Origin of the sequence: Pseudoalteromonas rubra (assembly GCF_000967655.1) — a bacterium.
GTDB classification, from domain to species: Bacteria; Pseudomonadota; Gammaproteobacteria; order Enterobacterales; family Alteromonadaceae; genus Pseudoalteromonas; species Pseudoalteromonas rubra_A.
The window spans coordinates 1-17,469 of the sequence record NZ_JXYA01000043.1; the positions used below are offsets into that span (position 1 = coordinate 1).

Annotated in this window: 13 protein-coding genes and 1 pseudogene; 8 read left to right on the top strand and 6 right to left on the bottom strand. The window is 49.7% G+C overall.

Features of this window, described 5'->3' with window-relative positions:
* Positions 1 to 35 precede the first annotated feature (35 nt).
* The 3 genes from TW77_RS17540 to TW77_RS17550 form a co-directional block, all read right to left on the bottom strand.
* Positions 36 to 2,933 (bottom strand): transglutaminase-like domain-containing protein, encoded by a 2,898-nt coding sequence (locus tag TW77_RS17540; protein WP_046006282.1) that lies wholly within the window; start codon positions 2,931 to 2,933, stop codon positions 36 to 38.
* 13 nt (positions 2,934 to 2,946) lie between these two features.
* Positions 2,947 to 8,181 carry a putative Ig domain-containing protein gene (locus TW77_RS17545; RefSeq protein WP_082078965.1) on the bottom strand — a complete coding sequence of 1,745 codons (5,235 nt, stop codon included), beginning with the start codon at positions 8,179 to 8,181 and terminating at the stop codon, positions 2,947 to 2,949.
* A 171-nt stretch (positions 8,182 to 8,352) separates the two neighbouring features.
* Entirely contained in the window at positions 8,353 to 9,243 is an 891-nt protein-coding gene (locus TW77_RS17550; RefSeq protein WP_046006284.1) for a LysR substrate-binding domain-containing protein, read from the bottom strand.
* A 139-nt stretch (positions 9,244 to 9,382) separates the two neighbouring features.
* Between TW77_RS17550 and TW77_RS17555 the strand changes: the two genes are divergently transcribed.
* Entirely contained in the window at positions 9,383 to 10,147 is a 765-nt protein-coding gene (locus TW77_RS17555) for an isocitrate lyase/PEP mutase family protein (RefSeq protein WP_046006285.1), read from the top strand.
* Here TW77_RS17555 and TW77_RS17560 read toward each other — a convergent pair whose 3' ends face one another.
* On the bottom strand, positions 10,148 to 11,107 hold the full coding sequence (locus tag TW77_RS17560; protein WP_046006286.1) for a LysR family transcriptional regulator: 960 nt from the start codon (positions 11,105 to 11,107) through the stop codon (positions 10,148 to 10,150).
* Positions 11,108 to 11,265: 158 nt separating this feature from the next.
* On the opposite strand from TW77_RS17560, the gene TW77_RS17565 reads away from it, so the two are divergent.
* Genes TW77_RS17565 through TW77_RS17580 form a run of 4 tightly spaced genes read left to right on the top strand, consistent with a single transcriptional unit; the run spans position 11,266 to position 14,044 of the window.
* Positions 11,266 to 12,474: an MFS transporter gene (locus TW77_RS17565; RefSeq protein WP_046006287.1), complete on the top strand. Its 1,209-nt coding sequence runs from the start codon at positions 11,266 to 11,268 to the stop codon at positions 12,472 to 12,474.
* Entirely contained in the window at positions 12,471 to 13,028 is a 558-nt protein-coding gene (locus TW77_RS17570) for a hypothetical protein (protein WP_046006288.1), read from the top strand. The genes TW77_RS17565 and TW77_RS17570 overlap by 4 nt, the downstream gene beginning before the upstream one ends.
* 4 nt (positions 13,029 to 13,032) lie before the next feature.
* Positions 13,033 to 13,434, top strand: coding sequence for a hypothetical protein (locus TW77_RS17575; protein WP_046006289.1), 402 nt, complete (start codon positions 13,033 to 13,035; stop codon positions 13,432 to 13,434).
* The gene (locus tag TW77_RS17580) at positions 13,421 to 14,044 is read left to right on the top strand and encodes an SCO family protein (protein WP_046006290.1); all 624 of its coding nucleotides are present in this window, start codon (positions 13,421 to 13,423) and stop codon (positions 14,042 to 14,044) included. Before TW77_RS17575 ends, TW77_RS17580 begins: the two co-directional genes overlap by 14 nt.
* A 312-nt stretch (positions 14,045 to 14,356) precedes the next feature.
* Here the strand turns inward: TW77_RS17580 and TW77_RS17585 are convergent, their stop codons facing one another.
* Entirely contained in the window at positions 14,357 to 14,542 is a 186-nt protein-coding gene (locus TW77_RS17585) for a hypothetical protein (protein ID WP_046006291.1), read from the bottom strand.
* Positions 14,543 to 14,781: 239 nt separating this feature from the next.
* Between TW77_RS17585 and TW77_RS24855 the strand changes: the two are divergent.
* A pseudogene (locus TW77_RS24855) lies at positions 14,782 to 15,150 on the top strand (cysteine hydrolase family protein); the annotation flags it as partial.
* Positions 15,149 to 15,652 carry a peptide deformylase gene (gene def / locus TW77_RS17590; protein WP_046006292.1) on the top strand — a complete coding sequence of 168 codons (504 nt, stop codon included), beginning with the start codon at positions 15,149 to 15,151 and terminating at the stop codon, positions 15,650 to 15,652. The pseudogene TW77_RS24855 and the gene def, both read left to right, overlap by 2 nt.
* Positions 15,653 to 15,730: 78 nt before the next feature.
* Here def and TW77_RS17595 read toward each other — a convergent pair whose 3' ends face one another.
* The gene (locus TW77_RS17595; RefSeq protein WP_046006293.1) at positions 15,731 to 16,354 is read right to left on the bottom strand and encodes an FMN-dependent NADH-azoreductase; all 624 of its coding nucleotides are present in this window, start codon (positions 16,352 to 16,354) and stop codon (positions 15,731 to 15,733) included.
* 139 nt (positions 16,355 to 16,493) lie between these two features.
* On the opposite strand from TW77_RS17595, the gene TW77_RS17600 reads away from it, so the two are divergent.
* The gene (locus TW77_RS17600) at positions 16,494 to 17,432 is read left to right on the top strand and encodes a LysR family transcriptional regulator (RefSeq protein WP_082078966.1); all 939 of its coding nucleotides are present in this window, start codon (positions 16,494 to 16,496) and stop codon (positions 17,430 to 17,432) included.
* Positions 17,433 to 17,469 lie beyond the last annotated feature (37 nt).

Here is a 17,469-nt window from a genome sequence, read left to right on the forward strand (position 1 = left end):
TGAATATATCCAGTGCAGCCACTCTCACGCTCCAGCTAGTTTCTACAAATTGAGCTATTTGCTACCGTCAACGGTGCATTACCAGCTAAAAGCCCAGTATACATCAACACGATCCCCATCAAAGGGGCAGCAAATATTCCAGCAATTGAAACGCCCACCGCAAGCATTATCAAACCACCTAAACCGGCACAACGATGATCTATGGCCCGGTAATCAAGGAGCAAGTCGACTAGGAGCAATACCGTAATTATTGCTGCCACATAGAACAAAAAGCTCAGTGCTACCGTACTGATCGCGCCAGCTACAAATCCTAACCACGTTAAAGTTCCCGCCGCATCATCAGATAAGAAGCCCCCGTTGGCCCCCCCAGAAATTTTATACGCCCCAGCCCCAGAATCCTGATCATAAATCACATACCCAGAACCATGCCATGTGCCAACCTGAACAGGACGCTCATGCAATAGCACTGTTTTTCCTGCCTGAACAGCGATGAGAATTTCACTCCTTGCCTGACTATCAATTGTCACTTGTTGTAAAGAATCCAGGTTGGACTGGGTCAGGGTATAGATCTTTTGTCCTAAATTGGAAGCGATGTTTAACGCAGCAATTGCACTGACACCTTGTCCAGTATTTCCTCCCTTGGTCAATAAAATTTCCGGAATACGATTTTCCAGATAAGAAGAAATACCACCGATATGCTTATTAAAAGTATGCCATGTATCCCAGCAATTAGTACTGGATTCGGTGTTGTTGCTCAATTGATCTACATCCATCGTAAAACCAATTGGTTCAACACGAAAAGGAACTCCAAACCGGTAACTCACAGATAAATTGGTTGAAAATGTGCCATAACTTGGCTGACGGTAAGTCACCATCTCATCTACTACGCTAGCGATGACGTTTTGTGCTTGTGTGCTAGCAAAATAGGTATAAATCCCAGCCTGGAGAAAACTGCCTACGGCCTCGTGACGAGAGATATTACTCGTCTGCCCACTTTCCAGTCGCTCTTTTAAGCGTATGAACTGATTTTTCACATCTCCCATTATTTCTCTGCTAACACCATGCGCATCTATACCAATCCCATGGTATTCACCCGCAATGAGGGGACTGGCACTCAATTCCCAGCCAAATCGGGGGCTCCAAAAACCCATAGATGCCTGCAATTCATCGCCAATTGCAAAATTGCCCCCGGATACAACTGTATTGCCAGAAATACTAATTTCAGCTTTAACGTTCGCTAATCCATAAGGAAATGTCTTTGGTAATTGTGACACATCACTCAAATCTGAGGGCAAGTAGTTTCTTAAGACCTCACTGTCCGCTCTTGTTGCCGGGGTAAAGGACAGTGCTGTTTGATAGCCCAGAATCTCAGGTAAACTTTTCTCCAGCCTAATATGAGTTTGAGGCAGGCCAGAAGCACCCGATTGCAACTCATACTTGAACTTGTGACGTAAGTTATCAGGAATGTGTTTTAATGCCTGACTGGCCCGAATAGTATGGTAGGGCAGAGTGGGTAATACCACTCCATTTTGCTGAAGTATTACTTTTTCCCCCAACACCTCCTGAACAGTAGCACCGGGAAAAGACTGTTCTAAGGCATTTTCCAATTGTAACTTTGCGCTTTGCAACTTTGACTCAAGCCCTCCCCGGTTTAGGTGTTTAACCCAACCTTCAATCTCATTCTGCTCAGCTCCATCCAGTAACGAGTCTGTCAGGCTGCGCCCATCCAACTGTAGTGCAGCCTTTAAATCCACGCCCTCACTATACTCATACTGCTTAAAACTCGGATCCGCCGCATGCCACTGACCATCTTGGTAAAACTCCACCCAAACGTGTTCGAGACCGTAGGAAACCACAGAGTCTTCGGCACCTTTAATAATCACATTAGGGACACCGCCTTGCCCGAGCAGGTTTTGTGCGGCTTCAATAACCGCCACACCGCCTACCCAGTTTTTCACCTGTTCGGGATCTACCTCGACAGAGCCATATACATAACGGGCAGGCACACCCGACAGGCGCAGCAGCGATATCATCAGGCTGGCCTGATCAAACGCATTGCCTCGCTGGGTCTGACGCGTATAGTCCGCCCCCTGAATGGAACCAAAAGCCGGGACATATTCAATATGGTTGTATACATATTGGTAGATTTGCACGGGATCAGAGTTCAGGCTTGCTGCCAGCTGTTCAAGCTCAGCCGTACGTGCGGTATCCACATTCAATGCCAGATAGGCACTGAGGTCCTGAGACTCAGCCCGCTGCAATGCAGACATTGCCAGGCTCTGAGGTGCAATGCCTAACCGCGCCTGCAGTGCCTGGATACTGTCTGCCGGACGGTGTGCAACGTTTGGCAAAGGGCCAAAGGGAAGCTGGTCATTGTCGTATTGATGGTGCGAACGACCAAACTGAATATTACTCAGGTACCTCTCCAATGCCTGTGCATCCGCGAGGTTTGCACGCTCCGCCAGGGTCTGGCGCTTGAGGTTGTCGGCAATCACCGGCCAGTGCGCCTCATAGGCGGCCAAAATCCGCTTGTTCAATGTCATTGCAGTCTGATCCTGCTCAGCCATTGCCTCAGCCAGTTGCTCGTGGATCTCTTTGTGACTGAGCGCGGCCAATGTGCTCAGCTGTGCTCGCATCGCCTTCAGCGACTGGCGATATATGGTCAGCGCCTGCGCTCGCTGAGCGGGCTTATCGGCATACTTGTTCACGTAATAAAGCGCTTTTTCCGTGTTGTCTTTAAGCACCTCGAGCTGCGTCATGAGCTGATCGGTATATGCTACCTCGTGGTCCTGCTGCCCCATGGCATGGCGCATCGCCAATGCCGAAGGTGAATAAAACACAAACAGCATACATAACACCAGGCTGTAGGTGATGAGCGCCAGAATACTCCGCCGGGCGCGTATATCTTCTAACTGAATTGAATTATTTGTCATAATCTTTTCCCTGTTAACGACACTTGCGGCGATTGAACGGTCCTGGTGCCGTCACCGCGATATTAAACTGCTGTGAAACAGACTGGCCGGTAATATCACGCACGCTTACTGTCACGCTGTGGATCCCGACCTGTGTGGTCTGCGGCTGCCAGGTAATAACCCCCAACGCATCAACAGCCATACCTTGCGGTGCGCTTTGCAATTGATAAATCAGGCTATCGCCATCTGGGTCTTGCGCCGTCAAGGCGTATCGGTACACTTCATCCGTTTTTGCCCTTCCCGGTGGCTCACTAGTGATCACCGGCGGTTGACTGTCCCCCTGATACCGGATGGTCAGGTTAAATTGCTGCTCGGAATGGTTACCCACAGGATCTGATACCCGGACTTGCACTGTATGAACACCTAAATCCGCAACATCAGGTTGCCAGGTGAGCTGGTTTTGTGTATCCAGCTGCATACCGGCCGGTCCATCAAGTAACTCAAAAGTTAAGGAGTCACCATCCAAATCCTGTGCACTAAGAGGATAAAGGTAATCCAAACCAGAATAGCCACTCAACACTGGCTGGCTGGTAAATGCCGGTTTATCGCCGGCATTGACGGACACATTGAACTGCTGCTGTACATAGGCCCCATACTCATCAATCACTCTGACGGTAATGCTTTGTGCGCCAGCCTGAGCCAAAGTCGGCGTCCAGCTGAGCAAGCCCTGAGCACTCAGAGTAACGCCCTGAGGCACGTCTCCTAAGCGATACAGAAGCTGGTGACCGTCTTCATCGGTGGCACCGATCTGATACAGATAAGTTTGCCCAACAAAGGCACTAAAATCTGGCGATGTATGGATCACTGGCGGATGGTTATTGGCCAGCGCTCTGACTAACACAGAAAATCGCTGTGTAACGCCTGCACCAAGTGCATCCTCTGCAAGTATCTCAAATTGCTGGCTGCCCAGTGATGCGGCATCCGGTGTCCAGAGCAGCTCATTGTTTGCATCTAATACAGCCCCTTCGGGCGCACTTAGCAACGAAAAGTAAATGGGGTCACCGTCCGGGTCTGTAGCGCTGAGTTTATAACTGTACAAAACATCCACAGCCGCAATACCAACTGGCGTACTGGTAAACCCTGGCGCCTGATTAGACGGATAGTAACTAAAGGTAAAATGTTGTTCAGCAAAGATCCCCTGCTCGTCAATTGCCCGCACGCGTACGGTATGCAACCCATCGATTTGCGCACTTTGCGGCCACACCAGCAATCCCTGAGGTCCTACAGTCATGCCTTCAGGTGCCTCAGCCAGTTGGTAGGTGAGGGCACTCCCTTCCGGATCTGAAGCCTCTACCTGATACTGTAAGCTTCCATCATCGGCACCCACAAACTGAGCTGAGCTAGTAATCACCGGAGGTTGGTTGATGCTTTCAGAGACCTGAAGTTCAAATGCTTGTACAGTGGTCACACCACCTTCACTGGTTGCAGCTATCGCAACGGCGTAAACGCCAGACTGTATCGGTGTCCAGCTCACTGTACTGGTTTGGACATTCAGAACCATTTCCTGTGGCGCGCTTATCAGCGCCAATGTAGCTGGCACCCCATCTGATGTACTCACTTGTATCTGATAGCTAAAGGTATCGCCAAGTGCCATAAAGGTAGACGGAACAGACGTGAACTCTGGCGCCACACCGGTGCTTCTGACTACCAGATTGAATGACTGAATGGCAGCCAGATTCTTATCGTCAATCACTTCGATGATCACTTCATGCCCGGCCTCAGTACTGGCCATATCCGGACGCCAGACCACCTCTCCCGTTTGCGCATCAATCGTCATTCCTTCGGGTGCAAGTGCCAGCTTGTACGTCAGCGCTGCGCCACGATCACTGCCAGCGACAACCTGATAGTAGTAACTGGCACCTACTTGTGCATCCCTGACAGGTGTACTGCTGATAATTGGCGCGCGCAAGAAATCAAGTACGGTTACTTCAAATTGAGTGGTCACAACCTCCCCCGCGAGATCCTCTATCGCCGCCTCAATAAGGTGCGGGCCTACATCAGCCTGACCAGGTCGCCAGGTGATCACCCCACTGGAAGGGTTGATTTCCATCGCCTGTGGTTTATTCACTAAGCTAAACAGCAAACCTTCACCTAAATCTGGATCACTCACTGCTAATGTTTGGCTATAGCGCTCACCTACTTCCAGCGTGACCGGTGCGACTTGTGCGATTTCTGGTGCAGCATTAATGTCCTGAACATTTACAGCAAACCACTGACTATCGGTCAGGCCTTCACTGTCGGCAACCGTAACCTGCGCCACATACGCTTCCAGCACATTATTATTGCTGACACATTCATCACTGGCCGTTGCCACCACCACACGCACTTTGCCATTAATGGCTTGTGGTGCCAGATCGCTTAACTGCACCGAAGTCATTGCTCCGACTTCGACTACCCCGGGAGACACCTGACCGAGTAACTGATCATTGCTATAAAAAGCAACCACAGCATCATCTAAACTGACTGTTAATCCCCGGTTTCTAAGCGTTACGCTTAGCGTTAAAGCGCCTGATGGGTTTTGCTTCACCGATAGTAAGTTAGGCTGCAAATCAGACTGTAGGATCGGTGGTAGCTGATCAACGATTTCTTTGACTTTGATATCCACCAAAGCCTTCGAGAATGACGAGGCCCGCAGGCCACCAGCGCGCAAAAAGTTGAGATCCCAGGCTGCACCGCCTGTTAGAATAGCCAGATCAACATAGTCACTTACCGTCGTGCCATAACCGGAGGTTGCGGTGGCATTTTCACAGGTGTAGTAATCTCCCTGCCCATCGGCAACATATCCCACACCATTGGCGGCAATGCCAATTGCAGACGTGCCGTCACCGCATTGAAACGTCGCGTTGACCACTGCATTTAAAATCACGTTTGACTCTTGAAGACGAACCAACATACCATTTATGTCCAGCGCAAGCGTATTATCCCGGTCTTCATCAGTGACCAAAATCAAGTTATGTGCGGTTTCATCACGTAAAGGATACGTATCGAGGGTCTCGGACATAGCCCGATATCCATCTTCCGTACCACCATATAAACGCAATTGACGCGACAATTCGGTAAAACTATCCGCCTCAACCACATACTGCTCCAGATAGGTTTTGTACGAAGGACGAGCTTCATAGCCGACCAAACCATACAAATTACTATACGCATTGCCAACGCCCACATCGCGTAAACCTGCTTCTAGTGCGGGCACAAGGTCATCCATCCAACGATGCTCACCACTCATAGACCCTGACTCATCAACAACCAAGAAAATGTCGGCGGCTCCACTGACACGCGTTGTTTTATCCTGAACTATGCGGCAATAGGGATTGTCAGCTAAACGCCCTTGTGGCAATAACTCAGGCGCAGGCCAGGCTACCAGTCCGTTGTTTGGGTCGATACTCATCCCCGTTGGCGATTGAGTTAAAACATAGCTCAGCTGCTGGTCCCGGTCGTCCGTAGCACTGACCGGATAGTGGTAATCTTGAAACTCATCAACCAGTTCAACGGCTTGTGATGTAATCTCAGGTGCTCGATTGCCCTGAGTAGTAAGTCGGACAATAAATTGCTGAATGCCACTAAGCCCCGGTAAGTCCGTTACCTGGACAGTAACCGAGTGTTCTCCAAGTTGAGACTGCTCGCCTACCCAATCCAGCAGCCCGGTCTGAGGATGGATCTGCATTCCTTCAGGGCCGTCAATCAGTTCAAACTTGATAGGATCCTGATCAGGGTCCTGAGCTATCACGGCATATTGATAGTGGACACCTAATATCGCCTCGGTTATGGGTACTGAAGTGATCATCGGTGCCTGGTTGCCTGGTGCGCTCACTTGAATATTAAAGCTTTGAGTATCACTGGCCTGTCCGTCAGTCACCCGCACTACTATCAGATGAGTCCCAGTTTGCGCAGCCCCGACCGGCCAAGTTATTTCACCACTTTGTGCATTAATTTGCATACCCACAGGAGCCTGTATGAGTCGATAGCTCAACGTGTCTCCGTCGGCATCGGTCGCCATTACCGGATATTCATAACGTGTATTAATATCAGCCAGTGTAGGTGGCACCGAAGTGATCACGGGAGCATAGTTGTCCGGAGCGTTAACCGTAACAACGAACGACTGAACATCGAAAGCCGCTTTGTCATCTGCGGCTCGCACAGTAAATGAATAATGCCCAGGTGTGACCTGCTCGGTCTCCCAGCCGATCAAGCCTGTCCATTCATTGATTTGCGCCCCCTGTGGCGCTAGCTCCAATTGATAAGAAATAGGATCCCGATCAGCATCTTGCGCGACGACCGCATAGCGATAAGTGTCCGGCCATTGTACCGAGATATTAGGGTCTGAGACGATAATAGGGGCTTTGTTAAAGCTGACCAGGTCTGATAAATCCCCCTGAAAACGCACACTACCCAAGTGCATAGACCCGTGCCAGCTGTTAGCGATGACGGTTGCCTGCGCATCTCCGTGTGGCGCTTCTATGTCGGCATTTGGTGCCAGCACAACACCTTCAATACTAATTCCGGCGATACTCAGCGCTGTAGCCTGATAAAAATTAAAAATCGTTCTCGACCTGTGCGGCAACAAAGTCGCCAGACTTTTATTTTTAAAGACAACGCTGTCACCAGAAACGTTAAAAATAACCGTCGCGTTATCTGGAATACACTGGACATCAAAGGTGTGAGCTACATTGGTTTGACTGCCATCCAGAGTAAACACCTGGGTGTCACTGTGACAATCTCCTTTTAGGTATAAGCCACCCCACTTAAACTCCACTGTTCCATTCGCTGTGGCCTCACTAAGTTGCGTAGAGACAGCCTGAAAATGCGGCTTACTATCAATAATTGATGTATCCAGAGGCTGATTTTCAATCTCTGTTCCGGCTGGTAATCCAGACAACACGGGATAGGCAAAGTTGACTTCACCAGCTACTCTCACCTGGCCGTGGTAAAGGCGGCCATTATCAAAAGTGGCATTGCCTTCAACCAACAGCCCATAACCCGCTGTCAGCGTGGCTGCATGTGTCGCCAGACCATAACCATTCAGTGATAGATCTCCCCCCACGGCCAGGCCACCTTCGGCATGTCCGCTCCCCGCAGTAAAATCGCTAAAAATATAAGCACTATAATGACTGGCAGCGGTGAGAACGCTATCCTCCTTCGCCTGAAGTGGCGTGAGTATAGTCACCGACAACAACATAGTAAGCGACGAAATAAGCTTCCTTTTCATCCTTTTCCTCTGTTCAAATGTTTTTGAAAGGTCAAATACAACCGTGTCTAGAAAATGTACAGGCGGTACTGTAGCAACAAAAAGCACAATTTATAAACAAAAGGATGAGGAATTAAATCAACTTTGTTTTACATCAAGTCTGAGCATGACTTCGGCTCAGGGCATATAACGCTATATGTCCTGCGCTTTTAACCAGGTCATAAATGCCTGTAAGCGAGCCAGGCGAGCCGAATTAGGGTCGTACACCAGGTAGCGCTTCACCGGGTTTGGGTGGGGCAGTTTGAATGGAATAACCAGTTCGCCACTGTCGAGTTGACGACGACATAAGTAGGGCACCGCCAGAGTCACGCCATGACCGCTGGCCACTGCGCTGAGTGCCATATCCGTGCTGTCTACATAAGTCCAGTGAGGGTGGTCGACATACCCCGTTACCTGTTGCGCCTCAAACCAGCTTGGCCAGTCGTATGCGCCGGGCAGCGCCAAAGATACCAGCCAGGTTGCCAGCAGATCGGCCGGAGTATTGAGTGGTAATGACTGTGTTAGCTTTGCCGAGCATATCGGCAATACCGGTGAAGCACCAAAATACTCGCAGGCCAGCGCGCCTGGGGTGTGCTGTTCGACCTGTGTGCCAAAGCGGATCGCCAGGTCAATGCGGGCGTGTTGTAAATCTTCAAAGCTGGCGGATGAGTGCAGGCGAATGCGGATCTGCGGATACAAACTCGCGAATTCCTGCAATCTGGGCATCAGCCACAGGGTATTAAATGCCTGGGTAGAGCTGATGCTGAGCTCTCCCGCCAGCTCCTCCTGACGCAGGCAGTTTATGCCCTGATCTATCCTAGTTAAGGCAGGTCCGGTGTGCTCCAGCAAAGTTTCACCCGCACGGGTTAGCTGCATATTACGCCCGGCTCTGACAAACAGTCGCTGCCCCAGCTGTTGCTCCAGCAAGCGCATTTGCTGGCTGACCGCAGCCTGTGAAATACACAGTTCAGCCGCAGCCAGGCTATAACTCTGGTGTCTTGCCGCGCACTCAAACGTCACCAGCAAATTGATATTTTTAAACACGACTGAGGTAATTCCGGCTTCATGAAAAGCCGTATTATAAGCAGAGCTTATAGTACAAGTCGATTTTTATCGTTGGTCTTTAAGCGCCTATATCCGCACTATGAGGTCCGTAAAACAACAACCTTATCAGCGAGACAAGATGCAAGCATTCAAACAACTCCATCAACAAACAACCCCGTTTTTACTGGCTAATGTGTGGGACGCGGCCAGCGCCAAAGCAGCGCAGCAAGCAGGGTATCAGGCACTGGGTACTTCCAGCGCGGCTGTGGCCAGCGTACTGGGATACGAGGACGGTGAACAAATGGCTTTTGAGGAGCTACTGTTTATGGTTACTCGGATCAGCAAAGCGACCGACTTGCCCCTGAGTGTTGATATCGAGGCCGGTTACAGTCGTGACCCACAACAAATTGCACAATTTATTGAAAAACTGGCAGAGCTGGGCGTGGTGGGCATTAATTTCGAAGACAGTGTGGTCATCAATGCAACGCGCACTCTGACAGATAGCGATGAATTTGCAACGCGTTTAAAAGCCGTTCGCCATCACTTAGCAACACAACAGACCAATATGTTTATCAATGTGCGCTGCGATGCTTTCTTATTGGGCCTCGACAACGCCCGCGAGGAAGCACTGCACCGGGCCCAACAATATCAGCAAGCGGGCGCCGATGGCTTGTTCCTGCCCTGTATTACCGAAAATGCGGACATTCTGGCCATAACAAACGCCTGTTCACTCCCTTTGAATGTGATGGCAATGCCCGGATTATCAGACGTTAACACGCTTGCCGGCCTTGGGGTTAAACGGATCAGCATGGGCAACTTTGCGTTTGAAAAGGCGCATACTCACTTGACTGACATGCTCACGCAGATCCGCTCGCAGGGCAGTTTTACCGCCTTATTTGGCTGATCAGCTAAACTGAACTCGCGAAGGCCAGTGCTGCGCCCAGGTGTGGGTTGGGGTTTCTTGCTGTGCTTCCAAAGCCGCGACCAAAAAGTCGAGAAAAACCCGTACTCTGGCAGGCAAATATTCTCGCTTAGGGTAAATGGCGAACACGCCGCCCTCTGGCATGGGAGCCCTGAAAGCGGGATAGAGGGATACCAGCGCGCCGCTTTCCAACCCCGCTTTGGCCAAAAAGTGTGGTAACTGCGCAAACCCCAGGCCATCGGCACATAATTGCGCCATGGCCTCACCATCATCGGTAATATGCGTGCGGTTTAGCTCACTGAGCTGATATTCACCCTGCTCATCTGGCAAAAAAATGGGTTGCAGCTGCTGCGTCTCTTTGATTTTAAAGCCAATCCATGCGTGCTCAGTAAACTCGGCATAATTGGCTGGTGTGCCATATTGCTCAAGATAGGCAGGTGAGGCGCAGACCACAAAGTCCATCGGGCTCAGACAGCGGGCAACCAGTCGGCTGTCTTTGACGTAACCGGTACGTAATGCCACATCAATATCCTGCTCAATGATATCCACATGCATATCGTCAAGAGACAGCTCCAGTGTGATCTGGGGGTAACGCTGGCAAAATGTTTTGAGTAGCGGACGCAAATATAAATGGCCATAGCAAACAGCACTGTTGACCCGCAGCCGTCCTTTTGGCGCATCATTGTGCTGCCTGAGTTCTTCTTCGCAGCTGCTCAATGCCTGGATACTTGAGCGTACAGTTTGCGCGTAGTGCCGTCCGGCTGAGGTGATCTTCAGTTGCCGGGTAGAGCGCTGAAACAGGGTCACACCCAGCTCAGCTTCGAGCCGACTCACGGCTTTGCTGATAGTTGACGGATCGGTGTTGCAAACTCGTGCTGCTGCCGCAAAGCTCTGCTCGTCACAGGTGGCCAGAAACAAGGTCAGTGATCTCAGTTTATCCATATAATCAGTCCTGTGCGTTGGGTAAGCACCACACTATACCTCACTATATCAGCAATAATTCATGAATAGTATTCACGACTAAATGGCCAAATCGCTGGTTTTTCCACCTCACCTAACCGCCTAGAGTAATCACAAAGTGACTCAGGAGGCGACAGACTATGTTACAGCACACTGCGAACCATGCAGACAACTCAGGATTCAGTTATTTTTGCCTGGCATTCGTTGCCATGGCCGGACTAGCCTATCTCAACTTTTTACCCGCCGTAGTGGATGCGCTGGCAGGCGGGATTGGTTTTTCCGCACAGCAGGCCGGTACTCTGGTGGCCAGCAATGGTTATGGCGCATTAGTGGGCAGTATCTGCGCCATCTTTGTGGTTCGCCATGTTGGCTGGAAACCCACTTTACTGTTCACCTTCATCGCATTAGGCGCTATAGAACTTAGTACATCAGCCTGGAGCACTTACACAGGTTTGCTGGTCTGGCGATTTATCGCCGGGGTACTGGGTGGTTTTAGTGTCGGCATTTCATTTGCCATCCTGGCGCGTTTAACCAACCCGGACAGAGCCTTCGGCACCTTGCTGTTTATTCAGTTCAGTATCGGCTCTGTGGTGATCTATGCTGTGCCTGCACTTGAGCGCCAGCTCGGCGGCTACGCCGTGTTTTATATCATGGCCGCTGTGGTTTTTATTGCTTTGCTTTTCTTGCCCTTGCTGCCAGCCTTGCCAGCGACACATAACCCCAAACAGCATTCAAATCGTCCGCGTTTCACAGCCAAAAGTGCCCGGTTGCTGCTGGCGATGCTGCTCTATTTGGTTGCAGCCAGCGGGATTTGGGCGTTTGCGGGCCAGATGGGCCTAAGTGCAGGCCAGTCTCAAGCCCAGATCAGCCAGATCATTGCACTGACCGGTTTACTGGGACTGGCAGGCGCGTTACTCCCCATTCTGAAACCAGGTCAGACACACCGCACACTGTATTTATGTGGCGGTATATTGCTCTCTTTTATGGCAGCCTTACTGCTCATTTATGCGCATTTTGACCTCGTCTACATACTGGCGTTAGCGCTGTTATTTTTTTCCTGGCCCGCGGTGCACGCTTATCTGCTCGCCCTCATCGCTGAGCAGGATAGCTCAGGACAGCTTTCATCCGTCGCAGCCGTGATATCCAGCATTGGGGTGGCATCTGGCCCACTCCTTGGTGCGGCGCTATTAAGAAACGATATCTATACCATGATGCTGTGTGCCTTTGCAGCCCTGTTTACCCTTTGTCTGCTCTTGCTACAGCGCCCATTAAAAAGCCCCGCGCAGCGTCAATCACAGCTAAGTACAACCGCCAACCATAAATACCAAACTACCAGGAGTACCCGATGATCAAATACCTACTGAACAAAATGCTCATATCGATGCAAAAAAAATATGACTACGACGTCACGTATATGCAGGACATTCTGTCCGCGGACCTGAGCGCATTTTTTAAATACCTGAAATTTCAGTCCATGGCAGGCTATCGTGGAGGTCTGCCTGCGGCACCTTTATATGCCGCCAGGTTACGCGCCATCTTATGGGACGACTGCGGCCCTTGTACTCAGCTGCTGGTCAATATGGCACTGGAAGCGGGCGTGCCTGCAAACCAGGTCAGCGCAATCGTCAACAAAGACCTGGCTGCATTGCCTGATGAACTCGCTCAGATAGTGGAGTTTACCGATCTGGTGTTAGACCATAATCCCGGTGCTGATGACATTCGCCCGCATATCCGTGCCATGTGGGGAGAGCAGGGGCTGATTGCCATCGCGTTTAGTATCAGCTCCTGTCGAGTCTATCCGGCCCTTAAATATACCTTAGGATATGGTAAAGCGTGCAGCCGTGTGGTCGTGAATGAGCAAACGCTGACGCCGTCAGACAAAAACCGTTCAGTAACAGGATAATGCTATGCGAAGTCAAACCACCACAGTCGTCGCCGTCGTGCTTGGACTGGCGGCGCTGGCCAACGGCGTGTTTATGCTGCTTTACCCGCAACAGTGGTACTGGAGTGTGCCCGGAGTGCCTGACCGGGGGTTCTACAATCAGCACTTTATACGTGATATCGGTATGCTGTATATGCTGATTGGCGGCGCGTTTAGCTTTGGTGCTTTTTATGCCCGCTACCGTTTTCAGCTGTGGCTGTTTCCTGCTTTATGGTTGAGCAGCCACGCGCTATTTCATTTTTGGGAGGTGCTGGTCGGGATCTGCGGGCCGATTTTTCTGCTGATTGATTTTGCTGGCGTCACCTTACCTGCATTATTGGCGCTGGGGTTGTGCTGGCAAGCAAAGAGGGCAGATGAAGATGCATAACAAGTACGCGCTATTGCTCACCCTGCTTATCGGCTGCGGGCTCGGCGTGCTGATCCCCATTACGCAACCCGTGCAACCCGGCACCGCACAGGCCATGATACAAAAAGCCGAACGTACTCTGGCACCATTTGAGCTGCAAAGTGCATACGGCCAGTTTGATCAGCATGTACTGCGAGGGCAGTGGACAATCATGATGTTTGGATTCACACATTGTCCGGATATTTGCCCAACCGCCTTGTCCCGCTTAGCAGCACTGGAAACACAATTAACCGCACTTTCCATCCCATGGCAGCCCAAGTATGTGTTTGTATCCGTCGACCCACAAAGAGACACAGTCACAGAGCTCGACATCTATGTACGTCATTTCAGACCTTCATTTATTGGTGTTACCGGTCACCCAGACCAACTCAAGTTACTCGCTCGAAGCACAGGGGCACAATTTCAGGTAGATAATGCCCCCGACAACTATCAGGTTGCGCACTCCACTATGCTCTTTTTGCTGGATCCGAGCGCGACACTGCGGGGCCGATTTGATATTAACCAAGACCTGAGCGAACTCGCAGCTCAGTTGAAGCGCTTCATTTACATGGCAGGGAGTCAACAAAATTAAGGCCGAATATTCCGAAGTGAATGAGTCTGAAATAAAAAGACGCTTTAGAAAAATAAGGTGCTCGCACTGCTTAGTTTAAATGATATGAACAAAAGGCTTAACTTATTGTGTGCGGGTTCGCTGTAAAGGGGCTTTACACTCTGTGAATGGGAAGTCTAACAGATAAGAAAAAGGCAGCCGCTGGCTGCCTTTTTTCGCGATTAATTCGCTTTTTTGATCGCTTTTTTCAGCTTTTTGATTTTCGCTTCATGTTTTGCGATCTTACCAGTACGTTTTTGTACTTCTTTCTTTAGCTTTTTAACATCAACTTTCTTAGCCATCTTGATCTCCTTTGACCGGTTTCTCTTGTTCTGGCTTGTGCTTTTTCACAAACCGCTTAATAAACTTTCTGATCTCGCGGGAAGAAGATGAATCCAGCTCATTGCACAAGGCAACAAACTCATCTCTTTGCGCTTTATTAATACGCACAATCAACTGTGCATCTTTATTATTTGCCATGCTCTACTTCCTGCTGAGAAGACAACCTGTGTGGTCACCCTCTGTGTATATACAACGTATATACATAATCGAGCACTGTCAACCCGAATAACATTAAAGTGTCATACTGGTTTGTTGTCGGCGTGCGTAGAACATGGCCAGATATGTCTTATTTACGACTCTGTTTAGGCTCTTCTGGCGGTGAGAAACCCATTAAACTGAGTCTCGAAAACATGACGACATAGACAGGAAAATACATTATGAACAAAGCACTTCTTGTTATAGACACTCAGGACTCTTTCTATCATACGCCTTACTGGTCGGAACGCGACCTTGCAGACTTTCAGCACAATCTGACTCAGCTGATAGCGGCATTTCAGTGCAATCAGCACAAAGTGGTAAAAGTCCTTCATAGCCGTGACGATATGCCGGAAAGCCCTTTTAATCCGAGATCCGGGTTTGTTAAGCCTATGGCCTTTTTGGATACGCAGTTTGATAAAACATTTTATAAGTCTGTACACAATGCCTTTACCGATACAGGGTTGGCTATGTGGTTGAAAAGAAATAACATAGACTGTGTGGCTATCTCGGGGATCCGCACTGAGCAGTGTTGCGAGACCACCGCACGTGTCGCGAGCGACTTGGGTTTTCAGGTTGAGTTTGTCACCGATAGCAGCCAAGCCTGTCACCAATGTGGCATCAGTACAAACACTGATAGACGACATGCTGGAGACTTTGTATGCCACCAGCAACGGCATTGGGCTGGCAGCAACTCAGGTGGGTCGGGAAGAAGCCGTTGTGATCATTGATCTTTCGGACGAGCGTAACGATCCCCTGATCCTCATTAATCCAGAGATAGTGAGTGGCAGTAACAAAGCAATGGGGCAGGAGGGCTGCTTGTCTGTGCCAGATTACTTTGCCGATGTTGAGCGCTATACCGAGGTCACAGTGTCTGCACTGGACCGCAATGGCAAACCCATTGCAGTACAAAGCGATGAGTTTCTGGCCATCGTGATGCAACATGAAATCGACCATTTGTCAGGCAACCTGTTTATTGACTACCTGTCGCCACTCAAGCGTCAAATGGCGATGAAAAAAGTCAAAAAATACGTCAAGGCACACAGTAAATAAAGCGCCTGAATCAATGTACAGCTCAAATAACAGCCAACCAGGGTTAATTTAACATAAAGCCTGGCTGGCTATTGAGGCTCAGCCAATTGCACCTATCCACTGATCCACCTGAGCTTTCGCCTGTTCGGTCGCCACTTCACTGCCAATATCCGGCATACTGATCCCATATGCGGTGATCACATCAATGTTCGTAATGCCAATAAAGCCAAGCACCTGCTTCAGGTAGGGCACCTGAAAGTCGACTGAATGCATTTCAGGCTGCGACATATCGGCACCGGCACTGGCAATGATCACCGCCTGTTTACCTTCCAATAGCCCTTTCGGCCCTTGCTCTGAATATGAGAAAGTCAGCCCGAACCGACAGATCTGATCTATGTAGTTTTTCATCAAGCTCGTGACACTGAAATTGTGCATTGGAGACGCAAAAACAATAATGTCGGCCTGTTTCAGCTCATCAATATAAAGCAATGATGGCTGTGCTATCTCAGTTTGCTCAGCAGTGAGCGCATTCTGATCGCCATAGAAACTATTGAGAATTTGATTATCATAAACCGGCGCCGGGGTTTTGCTCAGGTCTCGTATTGTAAAAGCCAAGGTTTCGTTTGAATTTTGCAATTGTGCTTGCAAATAGTCCGCTATCTCACTGGATACAGAAAACTCATTTGCAGGACTAGACTTAATAATAAGCACTTGTTTTTTCATAAATATAACCAAACTAACTCGATATTTTCGGTTATTATTACTATTTCTCTGATGACCAGAAAGCGCCTAAATTACAAATCAGTTTTGTCTTTATGACAAAAATAAACTAGATTACCTGAGATGAATTGCACCTTGGAACATGATGGATAAACTCAGAGCGCTACGCTATTTTAAACGTGTTGTTGAATTAAACAGTTTCAGTGCGGTTGCCGAGGAGTGCTCGGTTCCGGCTTCCTCGGTATCAAGACGCATCCGTGATCTGGAAGCATCGCTCGGGATCGAACTGGTCAAAAGAACGACTCGCCATGTCAGCATTACCGATCTGGGTCAGCTCTATTACCAGCATATCAACGAGATCCTCAGCAGGCTAAACTACGCCGATGAACTGCTCTCGCAAAGCATGGATAACCCAAGTGGCACACTCAAGATAAGCGCACCGCCCGGCCTGGCTCAGGCACTACTGGTTCCTTTGTTTCGACACTTTAGGCAACAATTTCCAAACATTCTGCTCGACCTGGATTATACCAATAAATATGCGCTATTCGGCCAGGACTCCGTAGATCTGGCTATCAGGGGCGGGCCCATCGACGACGCCCGTCTGATAGCCAGGCCGCTTATTCGCAGTGGCTTTACACTGTGGGCACATACTCAACTGGCCAATGAGCTTAACACTCAATTCGGCTCAGCCTATTGGTCGCTTGATCAGCTATCACAGTGTCCGGCCATCATGTTTCGCAATAAAGCGGCCATTGTGCCTTGGTGGGTACAAACAGAGGACGACTGGCTGCCGGTATCGACACAACCCGTTCTGATCAGTAATGACAGCGCGACCTTACTGGATGCGCTCGCTCACGGCGAAGGTTTGTTGCTGGCACCCGACTGGCTACTCCCGGCGCACCTCAAGAAGCAAGTTACGCCGGTTGCCAGACACCTTAGCTTGTCGCCAGCCAAGACACCACAAGTAGAGATCAACCTGGTATATCAGCATGCCAAATATCAGCTCCCGAACATAAAACTCAGCGTTGACTTTATCTGTGACTATATGCGTACTCATATGGCCGATATGGTAAAATCCTGATCCACGCTAACCCACTGAATTATAGTGTTTAACTTTT